This is a genomic window from Bradyrhizobium prioriisuperbiae (genome assembly GCF_032397745.1).
Lineage (GTDB): Bacteria > Pseudomonadota > Alphaproteobacteria > Rhizobiales > Xanthobacteraceae > Bradyrhizobium_A > Bradyrhizobium_A prioriisuperbiae.
On the sequence record NZ_CP135921.1, the window covers coordinates 7,364,912 to 7,385,374 of the forward strand.

Annotated in this window: 18 protein-coding genes; 16 read left to right on the forward strand and 2 right to left on the reverse strand. The window is 61.2% G+C overall.

The features are described 5' to 3' along the window. Positions 1-145: 145 nt before the first annotated feature. Complete coding sequence (locus RS897_RS34500) at positions 146-1,282, reverse strand: Mrp/NBP35 family ATP-binding protein (protein WP_315833140.1); 1,137 nt, start codon at positions 1,280-1,282, stop codon at positions 146-148. A gap of 298 nt (positions 1,283-1,580) precedes the next feature. Here RS897_RS34500 and RS897_RS34505 point away from each other — a divergent pair, with 298 nt between their 5' ends. The 4 genes from RS897_RS34505 to RS897_RS34520 all read left to right on the forward strand — a co-directional run bounded on the left by RS897_RS34505 (position 1,581) and on the right by RS897_RS34520 (position 5,150). Continuing rightward, positions 1,581-2,450: an NAD(P)-dependent oxidoreductase gene (locus tag RS897_RS34505; protein WP_315833141.1), complete on the forward strand. Its 870-nt coding sequence runs from the start codon at positions 1,581-1,583 to the stop codon at positions 2,448-2,450. 295 nt (positions 2,451-2,745) lie between these two features. Next, entirely contained in the window at positions 2,746-4,350 is a 1,605-nt protein-coding gene (locus RS897_RS34510; protein ID WP_315833142.1) for a sensor histidine kinase, read from the forward strand. 64 nt (positions 4,351-4,414) lie between these two features. After that, on the forward strand, positions 4,415-4,627 hold the full coding sequence (locus RS897_RS34515; RefSeq protein ID WP_315833143.1) for a DUF1289 domain-containing protein: 213 nt from the start codon (positions 4,415-4,417) through the stop codon (positions 4,625-4,627). Positions 4,628-4,637: 10 nt separating this feature from the next. After that, positions 4,638-5,150: a TIGR02281 family clan AA aspartic protease gene (locus tag RS897_RS34520; RefSeq protein WP_315833144.1), complete on the forward strand. Its 513-nt coding sequence runs from the start codon at positions 4,638-4,640 to the stop codon at positions 5,148-5,150. Between the two features lie 23 nt (positions 5,151-5,173). On the opposite strand, the gene dusA is transcribed toward RS897_RS34520, so the two are convergent. Further along, positions 5,174-6,169, reverse strand: a complete 996-nt coding sequence (gene dusA, locus RS897_RS34525; protein ID WP_315833145.1) for a tRNA dihydrouridine(20/20a) synthase DusA — start codon at positions 6,167-6,169, stop codon at positions 5,174-5,176. Positions 6,170-6,302: 133 nt separating this feature from the next. Here dusA and RS897_RS34530 point away from each other — a divergent pair, with 133 nt between their 5' ends. The 12 genes from RS897_RS34530 (at position 6,303) to RS897_RS34585 (ending at position 20,434) form a co-directional block, all read left to right on the forward strand. Further along, positions 6,303-6,554, forward strand: a complete 252-nt coding sequence (locus RS897_RS34530; protein ID WP_315833146.1) for a hypothetical protein — start codon at positions 6,303-6,305, stop codon at positions 6,552-6,554. 1,176 nt (positions 6,555-7,730) lie between these two features. Continuing rightward, positions 7,731-8,312, forward strand: a complete 582-nt coding sequence (locus RS897_RS34535; protein ID WP_315833147.1) for a Pvc16 family protein — start codon at positions 7,731-7,733, stop codon at positions 8,310-8,312. Between the two features lie 110 nt (positions 8,313-8,422). Then, positions 8,423-9,796 carry a hypothetical protein gene (locus RS897_RS34540; RefSeq protein ID WP_315833148.1) on the forward strand — a complete coding sequence of 458 codons (1,374 nt, stop codon included), beginning with the start codon at positions 8,423-8,425 and terminating at the stop codon, positions 9,794-9,796. A 52-nt stretch (positions 9,797-9,848) separates the two neighbouring features. Continuing rightward, positions 9,849-11,582 carry a phage tail sheath family protein gene (locus RS897_RS34545; protein ID WP_315833149.1) on the forward strand — a complete coding sequence of 578 codons (1,734 nt, stop codon included), beginning with the start codon at positions 9,849-9,851 and terminating at the stop codon, positions 11,580-11,582. 70 nt (positions 11,583-11,652) lie between these two features. Beyond that, positions 11,653-12,105 carry a phage tail protein gene (locus tag RS897_RS34550; protein WP_315833150.1) on the forward strand — a complete coding sequence of 151 codons (453 nt, stop codon included), beginning with the start codon at positions 11,653-11,655 and terminating at the stop codon, positions 12,103-12,105. Between the two features lie 13 nt (positions 12,106-12,118). Further along, positions 12,119-12,658 (forward strand): phage tail protein, encoded by a 540-nt coding sequence (locus RS897_RS34555; protein WP_315833151.1) that lies wholly within the window; start codon positions 12,119-12,121, stop codon positions 12,656-12,658. A gap of 63 nt (positions 12,659-12,721) precedes the next feature. After that, on the forward strand, positions 12,722-12,919 hold the full coding sequence (locus RS897_RS34560) for a DUF5908 family protein (RefSeq protein ID WP_315833152.1): 198 nt from the start codon (positions 12,722-12,724) through the stop codon (positions 12,917-12,919). Between the two features lies 1 nt (position 12,920). Continuing rightward, positions 12,921-13,622 carry a CIS tube protein gene (locus tag RS897_RS34565; protein WP_315833153.1) on the forward strand — a complete coding sequence of 234 codons (702 nt, stop codon included), beginning with the start codon at positions 12,921-12,923 and terminating at the stop codon, positions 13,620-13,622. Further along, positions 13,619-15,418, forward strand: coding sequence for a type VI secretion system tip protein VgrG (gene vgrG / locus RS897_RS34570; protein ID WP_315833154.1), 1,800 nt, complete (start codon positions 13,619-13,621; stop codon positions 15,416-15,418). The genes RS897_RS34565 and vgrG overlap by 4 nt, the downstream gene beginning before the upstream one ends. Positions 15,419-15,445: 27 nt before the next feature. Further along, a complete protein-coding gene (locus RS897_RS34575) occupies positions 15,446-15,748 on the forward strand; it encodes a PAAR domain-containing protein (RefSeq protein ID WP_315833155.1) in 303 nt (100 codons plus the stop codon). Between the two features lie 6 nt (positions 15,749-15,754). Next, entirely contained in the window at positions 15,755-16,183 is a 429-nt protein-coding gene (locus tag RS897_RS34580) for a GPW/gp25 family protein (protein ID WP_315833156.1), read from the forward strand. Positions 16,184-16,186: 3 nt separating this feature from the next. Next, positions 16,187-20,434, forward strand: coding sequence for a baseplate J/gp47 family protein (locus RS897_RS34585; protein WP_315833157.1), 4,248 nt, complete (start codon positions 16,187-16,189; stop codon positions 20,432-20,434). Positions 20,435-20,463: the final 29 nt, after the last annotated feature.

Below are 20,463 nucleotides of genomic sequence, written 5' to 3' on the forward strand. Positions count from 1 at the left end.
ATAAGGCTCTGTAACACGGAACCTGGGCCGCGGAAAACGCGGCAAAAGGGATGACGTGTTGAATACAACCAAAGTAGGGGCCGGCAGCGAACCGCGCAATTTCACTCGAAATGGCGCACTGCACCCGGCCTGTTCGGCAGCCGGCTCAGGCCGCGGAAATGAACGGCTTCAGCTGCTCCCGTACCTTGGCGCCGATGGCGCGATAGAGCCCGGCATGGGTACCGTCCGCCTCGCTCTCCACCACCGGCGTGCCCGCGTCCGACGTGCTGCGAATCGACATGTGCAGGGGGATCTCGCCGAGGAACGGCACGCCCAGGCGCTCCGCCTCATGACGCGCCCCACCGTGACCGAAAATATCCGACCGCGTGCCACATTCGGGACACTGGAAATAGCTCATGTTCTCGACAATGCCGAGGACGGGCACATTGACCTTGCGAAACATCGCAATGCCGCGCCGCGCGTCAATCAGGGCCAGATCCTGCGGCGTCGAGACAATGATCGCGCCTTTCAGCGGGACGTTCTGTGCCAGGGTCAATTGAGCATCGCCGGTGCCAGGCGGCATGTCGACCACCAGCACATCAAGCGTGCCCCACGCCACATCCCGCAGCATCTGCGTGATCGCCGACATCACCATCGGCCCGCGCCAGATCATCGCGGTCTCTTCCTCCACCAGGAAGCCGATCGACATGATGGCGAGGCCAAAGCGCTGCAGCGGGATCATCTTCTTGGCCTCGTTGAGCTGCGGCTTGTCGCGCAGACCCGTCAGCCGTGGAATCGACGGACCGTAGATGTCAGCGTCGAGCAATCCGACCCGTAGCCCCTGGTCGCGCAATCCCAGCGCGAGATTGAGCGCGGTGGTCGATTTGCCGACACCGCCCTTCCCCGAAGCCACGGCGATCACAGCCGCAACGCCCTCGACCTCGGCCTGTTTCGCGGCTGGATGTTGCCCAGGCGCCCCGTGACTGTGCGGCCGATGTGCCGACACCGGCTGCACCCCACCCGCCGGACGCGCCGGCGCGGCCGGCGCTGTGCCGGGTTTGCGTTCGGCGGTCAAAGCCACCATCACCGTGGTCACCCCGGCAATGCCTCGCACGGCGGCCTCGGCCCGGTGGCGGACGTCTTCCCAGGCACGCGCCTCCGCCGCATCGACCCCGATCGAGAAAAACACCTTGCCGTCGGTCGCCGTGATCTCCGACAGCACGCTGGCCTGTGGCAGGGGGACACCACGCGGAGTCGGCACCTTTGCGAGCGCCTCCAGAACCTGTTGCTTGCTGACGGTCAAAACCTGATCTCCTGCCAAAGTCCGAAATTCCGGCGAGTCATCGCGCGTCCCCCGGACCGGGTCAACATCTGCATCCCCCGGTCCATGTCCCCCTGATTTGGGGCCTGATCACGGTCCTTGCAATCGAGACCGGTGGTTGGCAGGTTGCCGCACCGGCGGGATCAAAAAACCGAACAAACCGCCAATCTGCAGGGCCTGATCTCAGGGAATCAGGTGTTTTGCCGCGCAGCCGGAACGGGCCGCGGCGACGCCTCAACCGGCCTTGCGGTGCTCAAACCTCGGAACAAAGGTTCAAAAGATGGCTAAAGTCGCTTTTCTCGGTCTTGGAGTCATGGGCTTCCCCATGGCCGGACATCTCGTCACCAAAGGCAAGCATGAGGTCACGGTCTACAATCGGTCGGCCGCGAAGGCGCAGGCCTGGGCCGAGAAATTCGGCGGCCGCACGGCACCGACGCCGCAGGCCGCAGCCGATGGACAGGACTTCGTGATGGCGTGCGTCGGCAACGACGACGACCTGCGCCAGGTGACGATCGGGGCCAATGGGGCGTTCACCGCTATGAAGGCCGGCACCATTTTTGTCGATCACACCACCGCCTCCGCCGCTGTCGCACGCGAGCTCGACGCAGAGGCCACCAAGCGCGGCTTCAAGTTCATCGATGCCCCGGTGTCCGGCGGCTCGGCCGGCGCGGAGAATGGCGTTTTGACCGTGATGTGCGGCGGTGACGAAACCACCTACGCGCGCGCCGAACCGGTGATCGCGGCCTACGCGCGGATGTGCAAACTGCTGGGGCCAGCCGGCGCCGGCCAGCTCACCAAGATGGTCAACCAGATCTGCATCGCCGGTCTCGTTGAAGGACTGTCCGAAGGATTGCACTTCGCCAAGAAGGCCGGCCTCGACGTCAATGCGGTGATCGAGACCATTTCCAAGGGCGCGGCACAGTCCTGGCAGATGGAGAATCGCTACAAGACCATGAACGAGGGTAAATACGACTATGGCTTCGCCGTCGACTGGATGCGCAAGGATCTGTCGATCTGCCTGGAGGAGGCCCGCCGCAACGGCGCCAGCCTCCCCGTCACCGCACTCGTCGACAACTTCTATGCAGAGGTCCAGAAAATGGGCGGCGGACGCTGGGACACCTCGAGCCTGATGGCGCGCCTGCAGCGCTGATTGAGGCAAAGGACGGCCTGGAGCCTGGAGCCGGCCGGTTAAAACAGAGGGGCGGTCCACGGGCCGCCCTTCTATCGTTCGAGCGCCCCAAATCCTCTGGCCAGCCTTCGGACCGACATTTCTCGCTCGAAGCCCCAAAAATCGCATTTCGCCAGCGTTTCCAGGCGGCCACACGGCCATTTTAACCCGCTATTAACCCGATTGGGTTGGCCTTTAAGGCCCGCCTTAAGGATTTCTTGCCAGATATGGATAGCGGGAGCGTTGTCATGTGCGCGTGCGGGAAGCTGTTGAGTCGATGAGTGAGTCCGGCGAGATATCGAAAGTTGATCCGATGCCGGTCGAGCAGCCTTCCCTGTCGCCGGCACGTCACCGGCGCGCCGCCGCCCAGCGCGTACGCGAGGCCCGTGATCGCCTGACGTCGACCAGCGGAACCCGCCCCGCCTTCGACCATGAACTGCTGAGACAATACGCCCAGACGCGCATGTCCGCGTCGTTCGTGGTCATGCTGCTCGTGGTCGCGGCGGGATTGCTATCCGGCTTCTGGGTGCGGCCGATCGGCGCCGCGATGTGGACCTGCGGCATCCTCGCGATTCACGCCGTCATCATTCATAACTGCAGCAAATTCCTCGGCGAAAGCGCCGCCCCCGCGATCACCCGCAAATGGCGCGTGCGCTTCATCCTGCTCGATCTGCTGTACGGGCTGGCCTGGACCGTCATCCTGGTCCATCCGTCGGGACTGGACGTCGTCTCCAACACCCTGATGCTGTTCGTGATGCTGCTGGTGGTTGCGGTGTCCAGCATGCTGGCGGCCAGCCTGCCGATCGCCGCCCTCGCCGCGACCGTGCCGGTGACCTCGGCGATTGCGCTCAATTTCGTGCTGCGCGGCACCCTCGACGACTACATCCTGGCACTGCTGGCGGTGACCGCGGAAGGCTATTTCGCGCTGCTCGCGCATCGGCTGCATTCGACAACGCTGGCGACGCTGGAAGCCCGCGCTGAAAAGGACGCACTGATCGGCGAACTGGAACAGGCCAAATCGATCTCGGACGAGGCGCGCTACCGCGCCGAAGCGGCCAACGTGGCGAAATCGCGCTTCCTTGCCCAGATGAGCCACGAACTGCGCACGCCATTGAACGCGATCCTCGGATTCTCCGAGGTGATGAAGAGTGAAATCTTCGGCGCGCATGCCGTGCCGGTCTACAAGGATTACTCCGGCGACATTCACAATTCCGGCGTGCATCTCTTGAATCTGATCAACGAGATCCTCGACCTCTCGCGCATCGAAGCCGGCCGTTACGAGCTCAACGAAGAAGCCATCTCGCTGGTCCATGTGGTTGCCGACTGCCATCATCTCCTCAAGCTGCGCGCCTCCAGCCGCGGCATCACGATCCACGAGGTGTTCGAGCAGAACATGCCGCGGCTGTGGGGCGACGAGCGTGCCGCGCGCCAGATCGTGCTCAACCTGTTGTCCAACGCCATCAAGTTCACCCCGCAGGGCGGCGATATCTGGCTGAAGGTCGGCTGGACCTCATCCGGCGGTCAATATCTCAGCGTCAAGGACACCGGCTCCGGCATCCCCGAAGACGAGATCCCGATCGTGCTGGCATCGTTCGGCCAGGGCTCGAACTCGATCAAGTCGGCCGAACAAGGCGCGGGCCTCGGCCTGCCGATCGCCAAAAGCCTGGTCGACATGCACGGCGGCACGTTCACACTGAAATCGAAGCTGCGCATCGGCACCGAAGTGATCGTCACTTTCCCGCCGGAGCGCGTAATGTCGGCGCTGCCGCCGATGCATGAAGCCGCTCCGCCGCTGCAGCCCGGACGCCACAGCGCCGGCATGAGCACCGAGACTGCGCGGCGACGCAATGCTCCGATCATGAATGCGGGGACAGGACTGTGAGCGCAGCAAGCCCGCCCCCTCATTTCCGTTTGCCGTCAATGGCCAAATATGCATCAAGACATGAATGAGCATCGAAAGCCCCTGCATCAAGGTTTGCATCCTGGACGCGGCCAGCGGGCTTTGCCGCGGCTGTGCACGGACGCTCTCGGAGATCGGTGTGTGGGCGTCGATGCAGGACGCCGAACGGCGGGCGATCATGGCGGCGCTACCGGACCGGATGCGCACCGCAGGATTTCCCGCTCCGACCGCTCCCGCGGATCCCTCGACAGCAACATGACGAGGGCCTCATGAGCCGGGTCCTCGCCATCATCATTCTCATGGCTGCGACCTGTGGCGCCGTGCTGGCTTACGGCGATCCGGCAGACCTCGAGAAAGCCAGACATGCCGTGACCCACGTGTTCACCGCGCAAGCCGTCCTCAATAAACGCATCGCGGAAATTCCCCGCGGCACCGGCGGCGAGTTTGCCTTGCGCGCCAGGATCAACGGGGTCAACACACCGATGGTGATCGATACGGGAGCGAGCTGGGTCGTGCTCACCTACGACACCGCCAAGGCGGCGGGGCTTCCACTGGAACTGCTGGACTACAATGTCGACATCGAAACAGCGAATGGACGCACCCGCGCTGCGCGACTGACGCTGGATCGCCTCGCCATCGGCAAGCTGGTCGAACGCTCGGTACCGGCACTCGTGCTGCCGCGCGGCCAGATGAAAACCAACCTGCTGGGCATGAGTTTCCTCGACCGCCTGGAAAGCTGGGAAGTGCGCGCCGACAAGCTGATGCTGCGCGGCTATCCATAGACGACAAGCGAGCGGACCGCGCGTTACGCAGCCGCAGACACTGGCACCTTGTCGCCCACCAGCGCGACCGCGTCACGTAGCACCTCGACACCCGCACCCGCTCTGACACCCTGCTCGGCAAGATGCCGGCGAAACGCGCGCGCGCCCGGCACGCCGTGAAACGCACCGACCAGATGGCGGGTGATGGAGTGCAGCCGCCCCCCCTGTGCCAACTGCTCTTCGACATAAGGTACCAACGCATCGAGTGCGGCTTTCATGTCGGCACACGGCGCGCTCTCACCAAACACCACGGGATCAACCGCCAGCAGCCGCCAGGGATCCTGATAAGCCGCGCGTCCTAGCATCACGCCGTCGACATGGTCGAGATGCCGCCGCGCCTCCTCAATCGTTCCGATGCCGCCGTTGATGACGATGGGAACGTGCGGCATCGCAGCCTTCAGCCGATAGACGCGATCATAATCGAGCGGCGGGATATCGCGGTTTTCCTTCGGCGACAGACCATTGAGCCAGGCCTTGCGAGCATGAACGATCAGAACATCCGCCCCCGCCGCGACCACGGCCCGCGCCAGCGTATCCAGCGCCACTTCCGGATCCTGATCGTCGATGCCGATGCGGCACTTGACCGTGACGGGAATTTTGACGGCACGCTTCATGGCATCGACGCAAGTCGCCACCAGCGCGGGCTCAGCCATCAGGCAGGCACCGAAGCGACCGTCTTTCACGCGATCGGACGGACAGCCGACATTGAGATTGATTTCATCGTAGCCGAAATCTTCGCCGATCCTGGCACATTCGGCGAGCGCAGCCGGCTCGGATCCGCCAAGCTGCAGCGCGACCGGGTGTTCGCTCTGGTCGAAGCCCAGCAACCGTTGCCGGTTACCATGAAGGATCGCCCCGGTGGTCAGCATCTCGGTATAGAGCCGCGCACGCCGCGTCAGCTGGCGGTGAAACACCCGGCAGTGCCGGTCGGTCCAATCCATCATGGGTGCCACAGAAAAGCGATAGTCTTGCGATTCCAATCGTTTATCCAGTACTCTTAATAGGATGAAGCACGAACGTGTGCACTCCAAAATAGCCGAAATTGCACACGTTTGTACCTGTTTTGACCTCTCGGTGCACACACAGCGCACACGAAAGTCGGAGTGCACACGCGTGGCGACCTTCACTCAATTGGCATCAGGAAACTGGCGCGTCCAGGTCCGCCGCAAGACCCGTTATGTGGCCGAGACCTTCCGCCGGCGCAAGGACGGCGAGGAGTGGGCGCTCGAGATGGAGCGCAACATCGATCGCAACGGCTCACCCAGGCCACGCGCCCTCCGGAACATTCGCGCGTTCGGCGACCTGATCGACCTGCACGACGAGGACAGCGTGGCGACGCCTGAGCCCACCGAACCATCAAGTTAAACATGAACCGGGGTTCTGCAAAGAACCTACCGCTGAATAACGGGACAGCCAGACTTTCACATTCGAAACAACGGCGCACTCCTCGTCGGCGATCTATTTGTGCGACCCGTTTTTGTTCAGCTGGCTGCCGGCGCCACCACTGTTGCTCCTAGGGTCCCGGCTACGGACACCATAGAGGCTCTCGAAGCCTTACCCCCCACCTATCCAGCGCGCTGGTCAGGACGATCCACGATCGCATGATGTTGATCCTCAATCGCATGTGACGATCAGCAAGGCGCGCAAGGCCCCACCATGCCGCCTGCCTGTCGGCGAGACCGGGGGGTTCGGGAGCGAGATCTTGTTTGGACGTCAGCGCCGATTCGACGATATGCATCGGATCAAAGAAGACGACAAGATTGACGTTGTATCCATCTCAATGAAAATCGTAGATACAATTTCCGCGTGTCATTTTTCATGTCATCTACTTTTCACTTGCGCGACAAGAACGGTTTCGGCTAGCTTATGAATGGGTAAGGTGGGGCAAGCTTTCCCGTCTCGGCAATGACTTCCCATGTTACTCGCGGTGCGTGTAATCGTTCGCGCTGAGACGAGTGCTTGCGCGTCAAATCCGTGACGTGATTCCAGTGTTTTCGGCAGAGCCCGATTAAATTCTAAAGCTCAATTGACTGACCCTGGATCAGCGCGTCTTGCAGCGAGCGCGTGATTGCGCGCCTCAGGAAACGTCGTTCCAGCATCCGGCCAAAGTCAGGGAACAGCGCCGCGCATCGACGCGGTCTGTGACGACGTGAGAACTTTGTCTTGATACCTACGGTTCGCCGACGAAACGCGCGCTGGCGATACGCGGCCCGCGATCCTCCTGACGCAAACGGAGAGCGCCAAAAGCAACAGACAAAAAATGAATTGAAGCCGTAGCAATACGAGTTTTGCCGTGGAGCCGACCGGATCTGTTTGTGAGCCTTGCGAGAATTTGAATTCTTTTTTCAGAATATCGAACGCAGCGATGGAGATCGGGTCATCTGTCGAACATCCTCGACCCGCGATGGAGCAATCTGCCTGGGCGCAAGAGATTAGGTGGTGACAAAAATCACATCCGAAATAGTCACGAGCACCTAATAATTCGACGGCGAGAGCGAACGGCAGCACTATGAAATGAAGCCGTAGGAATACGAGTTGGCCATGGAGCTAATCAGATCAGTTTGCGAGCTTATTTGCCAAAGTTTGAATAGTTTTTTTCAGAACATCGATCGCAATGATGAAGATTGGGTCATTCTGTCGAACATCGTGGATCACGATGGAGCAATCTGCCAAGGCGCAAGAGATAAGATTGTTATGGTGGTGACAAACATCACACACGAAACAATCATAAGCACCTATAATTCGACTGCGAGAGCGAACAGCAGCACCTACGCAGTCGTCCAGCCGCCGCTCTATATCGACCTGTTCATCCTGTTCTTTGCGAATTTCCACGACAAGCGTTACGCGCAGGGTCTCGGAATGATCTCGAAGACTATCAGCTTCTTCCAGCAGAATCCATGGTTCACGCATGCCAACATGCCGGGCCTCGATGCGAAGATCGACAAGATCACCATGGAGATCACCAACCTTGATCTCCTCCAGGTCAACTACCTGATGGGCATGCTCGGCACGAAGTATCTGCCGTCGGTCTATTACAAACTTCGAATGATTCCCTTCTCGAGCGATGCGATGCAGGCGGCGGTACCCGCCGCGCAAGGCGTCGAGGCGCCGAAGGCACCGTGACGCCAAAGACGCCGTGACGCCAAGTGACGGGATGAAACGAGACGGAATGAAACGATAAGAAACAGGCCGCAACTGATGGGCAAGGTGGCGATGCTTCGGGGGCAAGACAGATGAATGGTGCGGCGCAAGCGGAGCAGGCTGCCAGACGGCGCTCGCTGAGGAGCGCGCCCCTGCACCGCAGGACATATTTCGAGCCGCTGATGCGCGTGTCGTTCCGGCACGCCTATTACAACCGTTTCGATGACGCCTGTCCGGACTTCGATGTCCACCCCACCGCGTTCACGCAACACCTGATGTCGTCTCTCGGTCTCGTCTTCAAGGACGAGGGAACCGGTTTCGCGGTCTTCTACGACAAAAATCGTAAAGACGATCTCGAATCGTATCTGCGGCGCCAAGGCACTGCCGAGCCGGGTATGCCCGAGCAGTTCTGGACACGGCTGTCCTTCGTGCTGGCCTCGCGAAGCCCCTACTTCCTCAACGTCACCGATGTCCCGATCGATATCAACCCGACCCAGCAGAATTTCTATTTCACCAACGAGGCCGCGCACCTCGAACCCGAGGTCGGGGTTATTCTCAATCCCAATCAGGCCGTCGGCGCCACTCAGCTTTTGCCGGTGATTCCGCAGCAGTATCCCGCCCCGGTGTCAGACGACATCGCCGGCATTACGGTGCGCGCCATTTCCGGCGAGGTGGTCTTGTGTGAGCCCCGGTGCATTCCCGATCAAGCAACGCCGTACCAGCCTTCCGCGGGCTGCAGCCACTGGCTCGCGTCGCTGCCGCCGACCCTGCCAAATCGCTGCCGCGACGTGATCTACCTCGATTTCTCACTGTTGCCGGAAGACAAGTACACGATCGAGTACATGGCCAATGACGGTCACGTCGATCGAACGGAAACGTGTCTTTATACAGCGGATGCCCCGACACCGCTCTGCCTGATCGACCTGATGTTCAGCAGGCCCAGCGCCGAGACGCCGGGAATCTACCCGGTGCAGAATCTCACCCCGAAAGGCGAGACAACGATGATCGGGGTCGACTACGTGCTGAATTTTGACGCCCGTTCGACATTCTGGACCTACTTCATCGTCCCCCAGCCCTCCCGCGTCACGTTCGACGATCTCTTCATCGAGAGCCTGCCGCCGGGCCCCTCCGCTTCCTTCGCCGGGCCGTTGCCCGTCGTGCTGGCCAATGGCGCTCCTGCTTACCAGTTTGTCTCCGAGCAGCCTCTGCTGCTGCAACAGCAATCGCCGTACCGCCTTCGCCTGAAAGGCAAGCGGTCCGACCGCCGGCTCGATGATGACACGCTTATCGATCGCCTGCCGGTTGCCGCAAATCAGCAGGTCCTGCCGCAGGCCAGCGCAACGGCTAGCCAGCCCACCCGGCGCCCGCGCAGCCGTGTGAAATCCATCCAACGTTCGACCACGCCATCGTATGCCGACGCTAATGCCGGCACCCGAAACTACTCGGATATCTACGTCTATGTCTGATTTTACTCACCAAGCGTAACTCTGTCGTGCCCACTCAGATGAGGAGCAGGTCATGTCTACCTATAAGAATAGAACGACCCCTGGCGTCTACGTCACCGAGTTCAGTGCGTTTCCCAACTCCATCCCTGGCGTCGCAACCGCGATCCCGGCGTTCATCGGTTATACCGAGAAATGCGAAGTCAGCGGCAAGCCCGCCTTCTTCACCCCGTTCCTGATCAATTCGCTGGCCGACTACAAGGCGATTTTCGGCGACGCTTTCAACTCCGTCTACGACATGAGCGAGACCGACCCCGACAAGAATGCGGTCACGGCGGACAATTGCGATTTTTCCGCCGATATCTGGGACGCGACCAGCAGCAAGTATGTGACGAAGTATTACGTCTATACACGGGAGAAAGCGCTGTTCTCCCCGATGACGGCGGACATCGACCTTGGCAAGAAAGCCGGGCTTCCGACCTACAATCTCTACGACTGCCTGCGCATGTTCTATGCCAACGGCGGAGGCACCTGCTACGTCGTCTCGGTCGGCGCTTACAGCGCTGATGGCACCATCTCGTACGACGACCTGTCGAAGGGGTTGACCGCGGTCAGCGAGCAGGTCGGGCCGACCATGCTCGTCATTCCCGACGCGGTTCTGCTGCCGGCAGATCAGCCGCCCGCGACGCCACCGCCGGGCTATATGCCGACATCGGAGAAATTCCAGCAGCTGTCCCGGGACATGCTGGCGCAGTGCACCGCGCTGCAGGACCGTGTGGCGATCCTCGATGTCTATGGGACCCAGGCTCTCAACCCCAAGAGCGCGGACTACAACGCGCAGCTGAGCACGATCATCGAGAATTTCCAGAAAGCCGTCGGCGACGCCGGGCTCAGCTACGGCATGTCGTATTTTCCCTTCCTGATCACCTCCATCATCCAGCCCGGCGAGATCACCTATCTGAATTTCGACACGTCGAAGCTGGAGGAGATTCTCAAGAGCGAAGCATCCTACCTTTATCCGTCCACCGACTCGACCAAGCAGGGCCCGGTGAACGACGACAACCCGACCTACCTGATGCTCAAGGGCTGGATCGAGGACACCGCGAAGCCGGAATATCGCGATGTTACGACCGATGCCGGCTGGAGCGCCATCACCAAGCTCAATCAGAATCTGGTGAACGGCATTCCATTGTACCAACAGATGTCGAATGTCCTTGCCTACATCATGTGCATGCTGCCTCCGAGCGGCACCATGGCCGGCATCTTCACCGCGAACGACGCCACCCGCGGCGTCTGGAATGCGCCGGCAAACGTCGTGCTGAACTCCGTGGTGCAGCCGAGCGTCAAACTCAACGGCGCGCAGCAAGGACCGCTCAACGTTCCCATCAACGGCAAGGCGATCGACGTCATCCGCGACTTCGTCGGCCGCGGGCCTGTGGTGTGGGGTGCACGCACACTCGACGGCAACAGCCGCGACTATCGCTACATCCAGGTCCGCAGGACGCTGATCTACTGCGAGACGTCGATCAAGACCGCGCTCAATCAATTCGTGTTCGCGCCCAATGACGGCAAGACATGGGTTGCGGTGGTCGCGATGGTTTCGGCGTTCCTGCAGAACCTGTGGGCGCAGGGAGGCCTGATGGGCAACAAGCCCGATGAGGCCTTCTCCGTGCAGTGCGGTCTCGGTAGCACCATGACGGCGATGGATGTTCTCGACGGCTACATGATCGTGCAGGTCACCCTGCAGATGATCCGTCCCGCCGAGTTCATTGAACTCACCTTCAAGCAAAAGATGGAAGGAATGAGCTGACGCTCACCGACGGTGCGCTTCGACTTGACTATACAATCCTACAACTCGCATCAGTCAATTGGAGAATGAAATGGCAGGCGAAGTCCAAGACCAGGTATGGCCGCTTCCTAAATTCTACTTCTCGGTGAAGCTCGGCGACGACGACAGCGTCAACTTCCAGGAGGTGAGCGGCCTCGACAGCGAAACCCGGCCGATCGAGTATCGGCACGGCAACAGCCCGAGCTTCTATCCGATCAAGATGCCGGGGCTCGGCAAGGTCGGCAACGTGACCATGCGCAAGGGCATCTTCGTCACCGATTCCAAACTGTGGAACTGGTACAACGAGATCAAGATGAACACCATCAAGCGCCGCACGGTGGTGATCAATCTGCTCGACGAGACCGGAAACCCGAAGATGGTCTGGACGCTCGGCAATGCGTGGCCGACCAAGATCACCGGCACCGACCTCAAATCGGAAGGCAACGAAGTGGCGGTCGAATCCGTCGAGGTCGCCTTCGAAACGTTGACCGTGGCGGCGCCGTAACGCGAGCAGGTTGATGACCGACACCTACTATCCCCCGCCGAGTTTCTACTTCACGGTAACCGTGCTTGGCGCGGCGACTCCTCTGGCCCTGGTGTCCGATGTCGACGCAAGCTTCCAGGAGATCTCCGGGCTCCAGTCGGAATTTCAGGTCGAAGAGGTCGCGGAGGGAGGCGAGAATCGCTTTGTGCATCGCCTTCCGAAGCAGACCAAGTTCTCGAACCTGGTCCTGAAGCGCGGGGCGGTCAGTACGCTGTCGTTCTTCGCCGAATGGTTCGGCGGGACCATTGGATCGACGCTCTCGATGCCGGTGCTCCCGCAGAACCTGCTGGTGTCGCTGCTCGGCCAGAGCGGCATTCCATCGATCGCTTGGGCGGTGGTGAACGCCTATCCGCTCAAGTGGAACGTTTCAAACCTGAGTTCGCAGGACAACAAGATTCTGATCGAATCCTTGGAGCTCTCCTACAACTACTTCGAACGCTTGAACCTGGGCGATCCGCTGACGGCCGCCGTTCAATTGGCGAAAGTGACCGCAAAACTGGCCGATCGAGCCTGATCGCGGCCTCGTGCCGCCTCGCCCGACGAATTGCACGGTGGATTATGAAGACGGGGAATGTCGATGACCATGGAGATCAATGAAATCGGCATTCGCATACGCGTGCGTGACACCGCGTCCGCCAGCGGGCAGGCTGACGTCAATGCCGCCGGAGCTGCCGGAGCCGGCCAGGCCACCGGAGAATCGATCAGTCGGGATGAGATCGTCGACGCCTGCGTTCGGCGCGTTCTTCGCGCGCTGAGAACATTGCAGGAGCGCTAGCATGGGCTACTCCGGCAGCCTCAGCAAAATGAAGATCATCGCCTACAAGAACGACAAGTTCACCCAGGAGCTTGGCCGGTTCTCGGTCTATATCAATCCCGCTTCCTACTCGCGCTCATACAAGATTCTCTACAACGACCCCCAGGCCCAGGGCAGCAATGGCGCGTCGCCCAAGTTCAACAAGACGCTGGCGGATACGGTCAAGTTCGAACTGGTGTTCGATGGCACCGGCGTAGTCGGCAGTCCCCTGCCCGGTGTGGTCCCGTTCATGTCCGACGGCATCAAGGACCAGATCAATACCTTCCTGAAGCTGGCTTTCAGCTACAACGGCGGCATCCACAGCCCGAATTTTCTCGAGGTGTCGTGGGGCTCGCTGTTGTTCAAGTGCCGACTGTCGACGCTCGACTTGAACTATACCCTGTTCAAGCCCGACGGCACGCCCCTGCGGGCGCGGGCCAACGCCATTTTCACCAGCTTCCTGAGTGAGACCGAACTTGCCCTGCTGGCCACGAAGAACTCGCCTGATCTGTCGCATGTGGTGACGGTCAAGGCGGGCGATACGCTTCCGCTGTTGTGTTACGACATCTATGGCAGCAGCGTGTATTATCTCGAGGTCGCCCGGGTGAACGGTCTCGCCCATTTTCGCGATCTGGTTGCCGGGATGCAGCTTCTGTTTCCGCCGCTGCGAGACTCTCCGACATGACGGCCCCCTCACCTGTTCTTGCCGCGGGCTCGCTGAGCAGCTTCTCGATCAAATCCGAGGGCAAGCCGATCGACAGCTCCTTCCAGGTGGTGTCGATTGAGATCTGGAACGCCGTCAACAAGGTGCCGAAAGCACGGGTCGTTCTGTCCGATGGAGATCCGGCCGAGCAGGATTTCGAAATCAGCAATCTGCCCACCTTCATCCCCGGCAAGAAAATCGAGATCGCCGCCGGCTACGACGGCACCAATCGCACGATCTTCCGTGGCGTCGTCGTCAAGCAGGGGATCGAGATCAGCGACAACGGCAGCTCGCAACTCATCGTCGATATCACCGATGAGGCGATCAAGATGGCTCTGGAGCGAAAGAACGCGCTTTTCGACAAGATCACCGACAGCGACCTGATCGGAAAGCTGATCACCGGCAACGGTCTCAGCAAGGATGTGGCCGCCACCAACACGGTCCACGAGGAAATCGTCCAGTACTACGCCAGCGATTGGGACTTGATGCTGACACGGGCGCAGATGAACGGCTTTGTGGTCGTGGTGGAAAACGGCAAGGTCGTGGTGAACACGCCCGACAACGGGCAGTCGCCGGTTCTGACCGTGGAATATGGCGACTCCATCCTCGATCTGCGAGCGGAGATCAACGCCGCAACCCAGTACGCGTCCACAGCCATCAACAGCTACACCTGGGACCCGGACTCCCAGAAGCTCGCCGAGGCGGGTCCAGGCCCGGTCAAGGTGACCGAGCAGGGAAACCTCTCCTCTGCAGATCTGGCCAAGGTCTTTGGCGTGAAGAAATTCGCGCAGCAGACCGGCGCACCGATCGAGAAGACCGCACTGAAGGACTGGTCGTCGGCGGAGCTGCTCAAGTCCAAGCTGTCGAAAATTCGCGGACAGGTCAGCTTTCAGGGCAGCGCACTGGCGCAGACCGGCAAAACCATAGCGCTCGCCGGCCTCGGCAATCGTTTTAACGGCAACGCCTACGTCAGCGGCGTCCACCACTGCATCACCGATGGTGAATGGCTGACAACGACCTATTTCGGACTGTCCGAGCGCTGGTTCGCTGCTGAAGCGCCCGAGATCGCCGCGCCCGAAGCGTCCGGCCAGTTGCCTCCGATCAAGGGCCTGCAAACCGGCGTTGTCAAGAAAGTGGCGGGCGATCCCAACGGCGAGTTTCGCGTTTTTGTCGCCCTACCGCTGCTGCAGGACGACGCCAAGGGCGTTTGGGCCAGGCTTGGCACGTTCTACGCCTCGAACAAGGTCGGAGCGGTGTTCTACCCCGAAATCGGTGACGAGGTGGTGGTCGGCTTCATGAATGAGGATCCCCGCTATGCGGTCATTCTTGCCAGCGTCTACAGCAAGAAGCTCGCCCCTCCGATCCAGCCGGACCAGAAGAACAACAAGAAGTCGCTGGTGACCCGGAGCAAGCTGGAGATCAGCTTCGATGAGGAGAGCAAGATCATTGAAATCAAGACTCCCGGCAGTCACAGCATCAAGCTCGACGACAAGGGCAAGGCGATCACCATCAAGGACAGCAACGGCAACACCGTTTCGCTGTCGAAAAGCGGCATCTCGCTCGACAGCGCCTCCAACGTCAATATCACGGCGAAAGGCAACATCACCATCGCAGCCAAGGGAAATCTCAAGCTCAGCGCCAAGGCGAACGCGACGATGGAGGGACTACAAGTGGCCCACAAGGCGCAAACGAAGTTCTCCGCCCAGGGTACCGCACAGGCCGAAGTCACCGCGTCTGGCATGCTGACCCTGCAAGGCGGTCTTGTAAAGATCAACTGAGATGAAGCCCCAGCACCGGAGCATGGCATGCCCCCCGCCGCCAGACTGACCGATTTTCACCAGTGCCCGCTCAGCACGCCGATGGCGCCGACGCCGATCCCGCATGTCGGTGGGCCGATTGCAGGTCCGGGCGCGCCAACCGTGCTGATCGGCGGACTGCCGGCGGCGAAGGTCGGCGACCTGGCGATCTGCATCGGACCGCCCGACGCCGTCATCAAGGGGTCGACCACGGTGACGATCATGGGCATGCCGGCTGCACGCATGGGCGACAAGACCGCGCATGGCGGCACCATCATGCTGGGCTTCCCCACCGTCATGATTGGCGGGTGATGGACGATGGCAAGCGCGGACACATCCTTTCTGGGGACGGGCTGGAGCTTTCCACCGACGTTTGCGCGCGCCAGCAGCTCGGTCGTCATGGTCAGCGATGACGAAGACATTCGCGAGAGTCTGTGGATTCTGTTCTCCACTTCGCTCGGAGAACGCACCATGTTGCCGACTTATGGCAATCAGCTCTGGAAGATGGTTTTTCACGGCATCACGACGACCCTCACGACGCAGCTCCAGAGCATGATCGCGCAGGCGATCCTGTACTGGGAGCCGCGCATCAATGTCGACGATATCAAGGTCAGCACCGACGTCTCCGTCAGTGGCCTGCTGTTGATTACCGTCGACTACACCATCCGCAAGACCAATATCCGCAGCAATCTTGTTTATCCCTTCTACACCCAGGGAGAGCAGACCATCCCACCGCCGCCATACTGAGTCATGAGCACGCACGCGGGAAAAATCGTCATCAACGGCGCCACCAGCCAATATGATCGCTGGCTGCCGGCCTTGCGCGACGGTTATGCGAATGTCGATGACCGCAGCCTCGCCGAGCTGTTGGAGTTTTCCGTCTCATTCGGCCGGCTGATCAATTTTTACGACCTGGCAAACGAGGTCGACGGCGACTGGGTGGATTTCTTTGCGATCGATCCGACCATCGCCCTCGCCAGCATCGAGACAATCGGCCTCGCGAATGCCGAAACTGTCTTCTTCGATCTCGAGCACCGGACACTGGAAGCCAGGCATTTCGCGCATAAATTCGATCTGTTCCAGCAGATGTTCGCGACGATCGTGCGGCTCGCCAGGCAAGTCAACGGATGGCTGATCGGACTTGGTCCACGCCCTCAAAGCAAGGCGGCGGGCCAGCTCCGCCGCCAGATCGCCGCCGCCGTTGAAAATTCGCTCGGCCCGCAGCTTCGCCTGCTCACGTCCTATGCCCAGGGGGCCGGTTTGCCTGACGCGCTGGGCCAGTCGATTCCTCTCGACCTGCACGACTTCCTGCCGATCTGGCAGCTGCAACGGATCGGCTCCGACGGCTCGATCTATCGCGGTCCTTCGCGGCAGCGAAAGATCGATCATGCATGCCCCGCCGTCAACGAGATCTTCACGCAATCGCTTGACACGCTGTCGTATCTTCAGGCTTCCGCGCGAGCGAGCTTCGCCGCGTCGCTCGAAGACGCCGACCACACGCCCCAGACGGCGCTCTACGTCGCGTTTGCCAAGCTGTTTGAGACGGCTCAGGCCACGGCCAACACGATATCGAGCCGCTACATTCACTTCTACTATCATGGCATCTTGCGCGAGGACCTCCGTCCGGCGGTTCCGGACAGCGTACATCTCACCTTCACATTAGCAGCCGATCAGGGCGTCACCAGCACGAGCGTTCCACGCAACACACTGTTCGTGGCGGGGCGTGACCCCAACGGCCTCGACATTCTCTTCGCCGCCGACAAAAGCCTGCTCGTGACGGGCGCAAGCATCGCGAAGCTGCGCACCCTGCGGGTCACCCGCGGCCCCCTGTTACCGCCCGCGCCGCCACCGGCCGCACCGCCCCGCGCCGTCATCCAGCGCGTGCTCGGCACGGACATCGCCACCGGCAACGCGAGCGGAGCAGCTGCCGGCACCGGCACGAGCGCCTGGAGCACGTTCGGCGAGACCCAGCCGGGCGCCACGGACATCACGGTCACGACACCTGCGACGATGGGATTCGCCATCGCCTCGCCATACCTGCTGTTGACGGGAGGTGATCGCGTGGTGACGCTGCGCCTGAGCTATTCGCAGAGCTCGGCCGCCCGGATGGCCCCGCTGCTCGAACAGCTCGCCGAGGCCACCAAGCTGACGCCCGCCGAGGTTTTTCGCGACGTGCTGCTGCAGGCCTTCACGCTCTATCTCTCGACCGCAACGGGCTGGCAGCGCATCGAAGGACGTTACGACATCCTCCTGAGCGACAAGACAGCCGGTGACCCGGGCTTCGCGCTGACGATCACGCTGCCCGCGTCGGTGCCGCCGATCGTGGCCTATGACCCGGCCGCGTCAGCGGATGGCGGCGCGGCCCCGTCGGCGACGGCGCCTACCGAAAGCGCCAATCCGGATCCGACCCTGCCGACACTCAAGGCCTATCTCAACCAGGAACTGATTCCGATCGGCTCCGATCCCAACCAGGTGCGGATCTATCCGCTTTCGCTGCTGTCCGAGCTCGACCTCATCGGCTGGGAGCTTCGCACCGACGTCAAGAGCCTGTCGGCGCTGCAGGTCTCCAACACCGACGGGCCGGTCGATGTCAGCAAGCCTTTCCTTCTGCTGGGCTCTCCCGTGGTCCTGGGATCGTTCCTGGAAATTCGCCATCTGGAATTGTTCGCCAAGACCCTCGACACACTGCAGGTCACCATCAAGTGGTTCGGCCTGCCGCAGAACGACGATGGCTTCAAGGGCTGGTATCGCGACTACGTACTCGGACTGAACGGCACGCCGCAGCCGGATCTGTTCAACAATCAGGTCTTTCGTGTCGGCATCTGCGTCGTCAACCCGGGGAGCTGGCAGCTCAGCGATGGGACATCCGGCAGCGCCACGCCGTCTCCCTGTGACAGCGGCCTGCTCTATCTGTTCCGCAGCAAGAGCCAGGTCTCCACGACGCCCGATTGCGCGGACACCTTTCCGGCCCAGCCGCTTTGTCCATCGACGCGGTTCGATTCATTGACGGTCACCGCCAAGACCCCTCCGGCCTACTACAACGCGGCCGACAGTGCCGTCCGCGTTCAGCTGACCGCACCGCCCTATGCTTTTGGCGATGATCTTTATGCCCAGAATGTCCTGAAAGCCGTCATCGACGATCTTCCCGATCCCACCCCACCGCCCACGACCCCACCGCCACCGGCCAAATGTCAGCAATGGAAGGAGCTGTGGGATGCCTCCCAGCTGATCCTGCAATGCCTCGAGGCCTGCGCGAAAACACCCGTCGACGGATTCCAGGCATGCATCACCCAGGGCTTGGTGACATGCCTGAAAACGCTGCTGGAGATGGCCGTCGCCTGCATCTTGGAATGCCTGACCAAAGCGGAGACCATCCCCGGCGCGCAACGGATCGATCAACTGCAGCAGACGTTTGCTGCCCTCAGCGACCCGTCCAAGAGCGACGCCGCAGCCGGCATCAGGCATTGGATCGAGACCACTCAGGCAACGCTCGATCCCGCACTCGCACCTGTGCTGGGCGAATGCCTCAAGAAATGCGCGATGCTGATCGAAGCGGTTCTGAGCATCGAGGCCTGCGAGCTCGATGCTCAGAATGAGCCGCCCCCAGCCTATCGGCGCATGATGACGTCATGTCTCGAATCCTGCGCGGCCAAGCTGGCGGAGCCCTACGTCGATTGTTGCGAGACTTTCAAGTATCCGAACCAGCCATGGATACCGCAGGCGGACAGCGTGAGCGTGGACTATTCCGCTGCCTGCACCGGCACACCGGGCAGCGACAGCAAGTCCACCGGTCGCTTTTTCTACCTGATGCCGTTCGACGGTTATGGCGAGCCGCCGCCTGAACCTGTCCCACCGGCCTTGCTGCCCCATTTTTCCTATGAAGGAAACCTTTACATCGGCTTCTCGGGTCTCGATCCGCCGCAGCCGCTGACGCTGCTGTTCCAGATGACGGCGGCCGGCGCCGTGGGCTGGCTCGAGAAAGCTCCATCCGTCGTGTGGCAGTATTTGCGCGGCAGTCAGTGGGCCAGCTTCGAGCCCGCCCAGATCCTGACCGACGGCACCAACGGCCTGCAGAACTCCGGCGTGCTCGCACTCAACCTGCCGACCTATCAGGCCAGCCACAACACCCTGCTCGGCGCCGATTGCCAATGGCTCAGCGCCGCAGTCGCCGCGGACGCGTCGCTGTTCCCCGAAACCAGCCATATCTATCCGAACGCGCTGCTGGCGACCTGGAGGGATAACGGCAGCTTCGAACACCTCAACCAGCCATTGCCGCCGCACACCATCAAGGCATCCGTCGAGGAGCTTCCCTATGTCGCGACCATCGACCAGCCGATGCAGTCGTTCGGTGGACGCCCGCCGGAAACCGGACGCAGCTTCCAGACATGGATGGGGGAGCGGCTGCGCCACAAGGATCGCGCGATCCTCGGCTGGGACTACGAGCGACTGGTGCTCGAAGCCTTTCCGACCATCTGGAAAGTCCAGACGCTTGCGGCCCGCAACATGCGGCGAGGCGCCGCCCCAGGTGATGTGCTCGTGGTGGTCGTTCCCGGCGCTGACAGTATCGAGGTGATCGATCCGACGGCGCCACTGGCAAGTGCGGACATGCTGGCGCAGATCGGCGCCAGCCTCGCCGCGGCCACCAGCCCCTTCGTCCAGCTGAGCGTGAGCAACCCGATCTATGTCCGCATCACGGTGACCGCGAAGGTTCAATTCTCTGAGGACGAAGATCCGGGTGCGTGCATCCGCCGTCTCGATACGGAGCTCGTGCAGTATCTGTCACCGTGGTTCTACGATGCGGCCCGCGCCACCAAAGGTGGCAATTATGCATCGGAGGACGAGATCATCGAGTTCGTGCAAACAAGAGCTTATGTCGATGCCGTTGTTTCAATCGCGTTTGACTATCATCCACAACCCCAGAACCTGGAATGGTACTTTCTCACATCCGCCAAGCAACATGCCATCGAAGCCGTCAATACTGAACCCGCGGCAATGTAGATGAGGTCGCAAGGCAATATGACGATCGT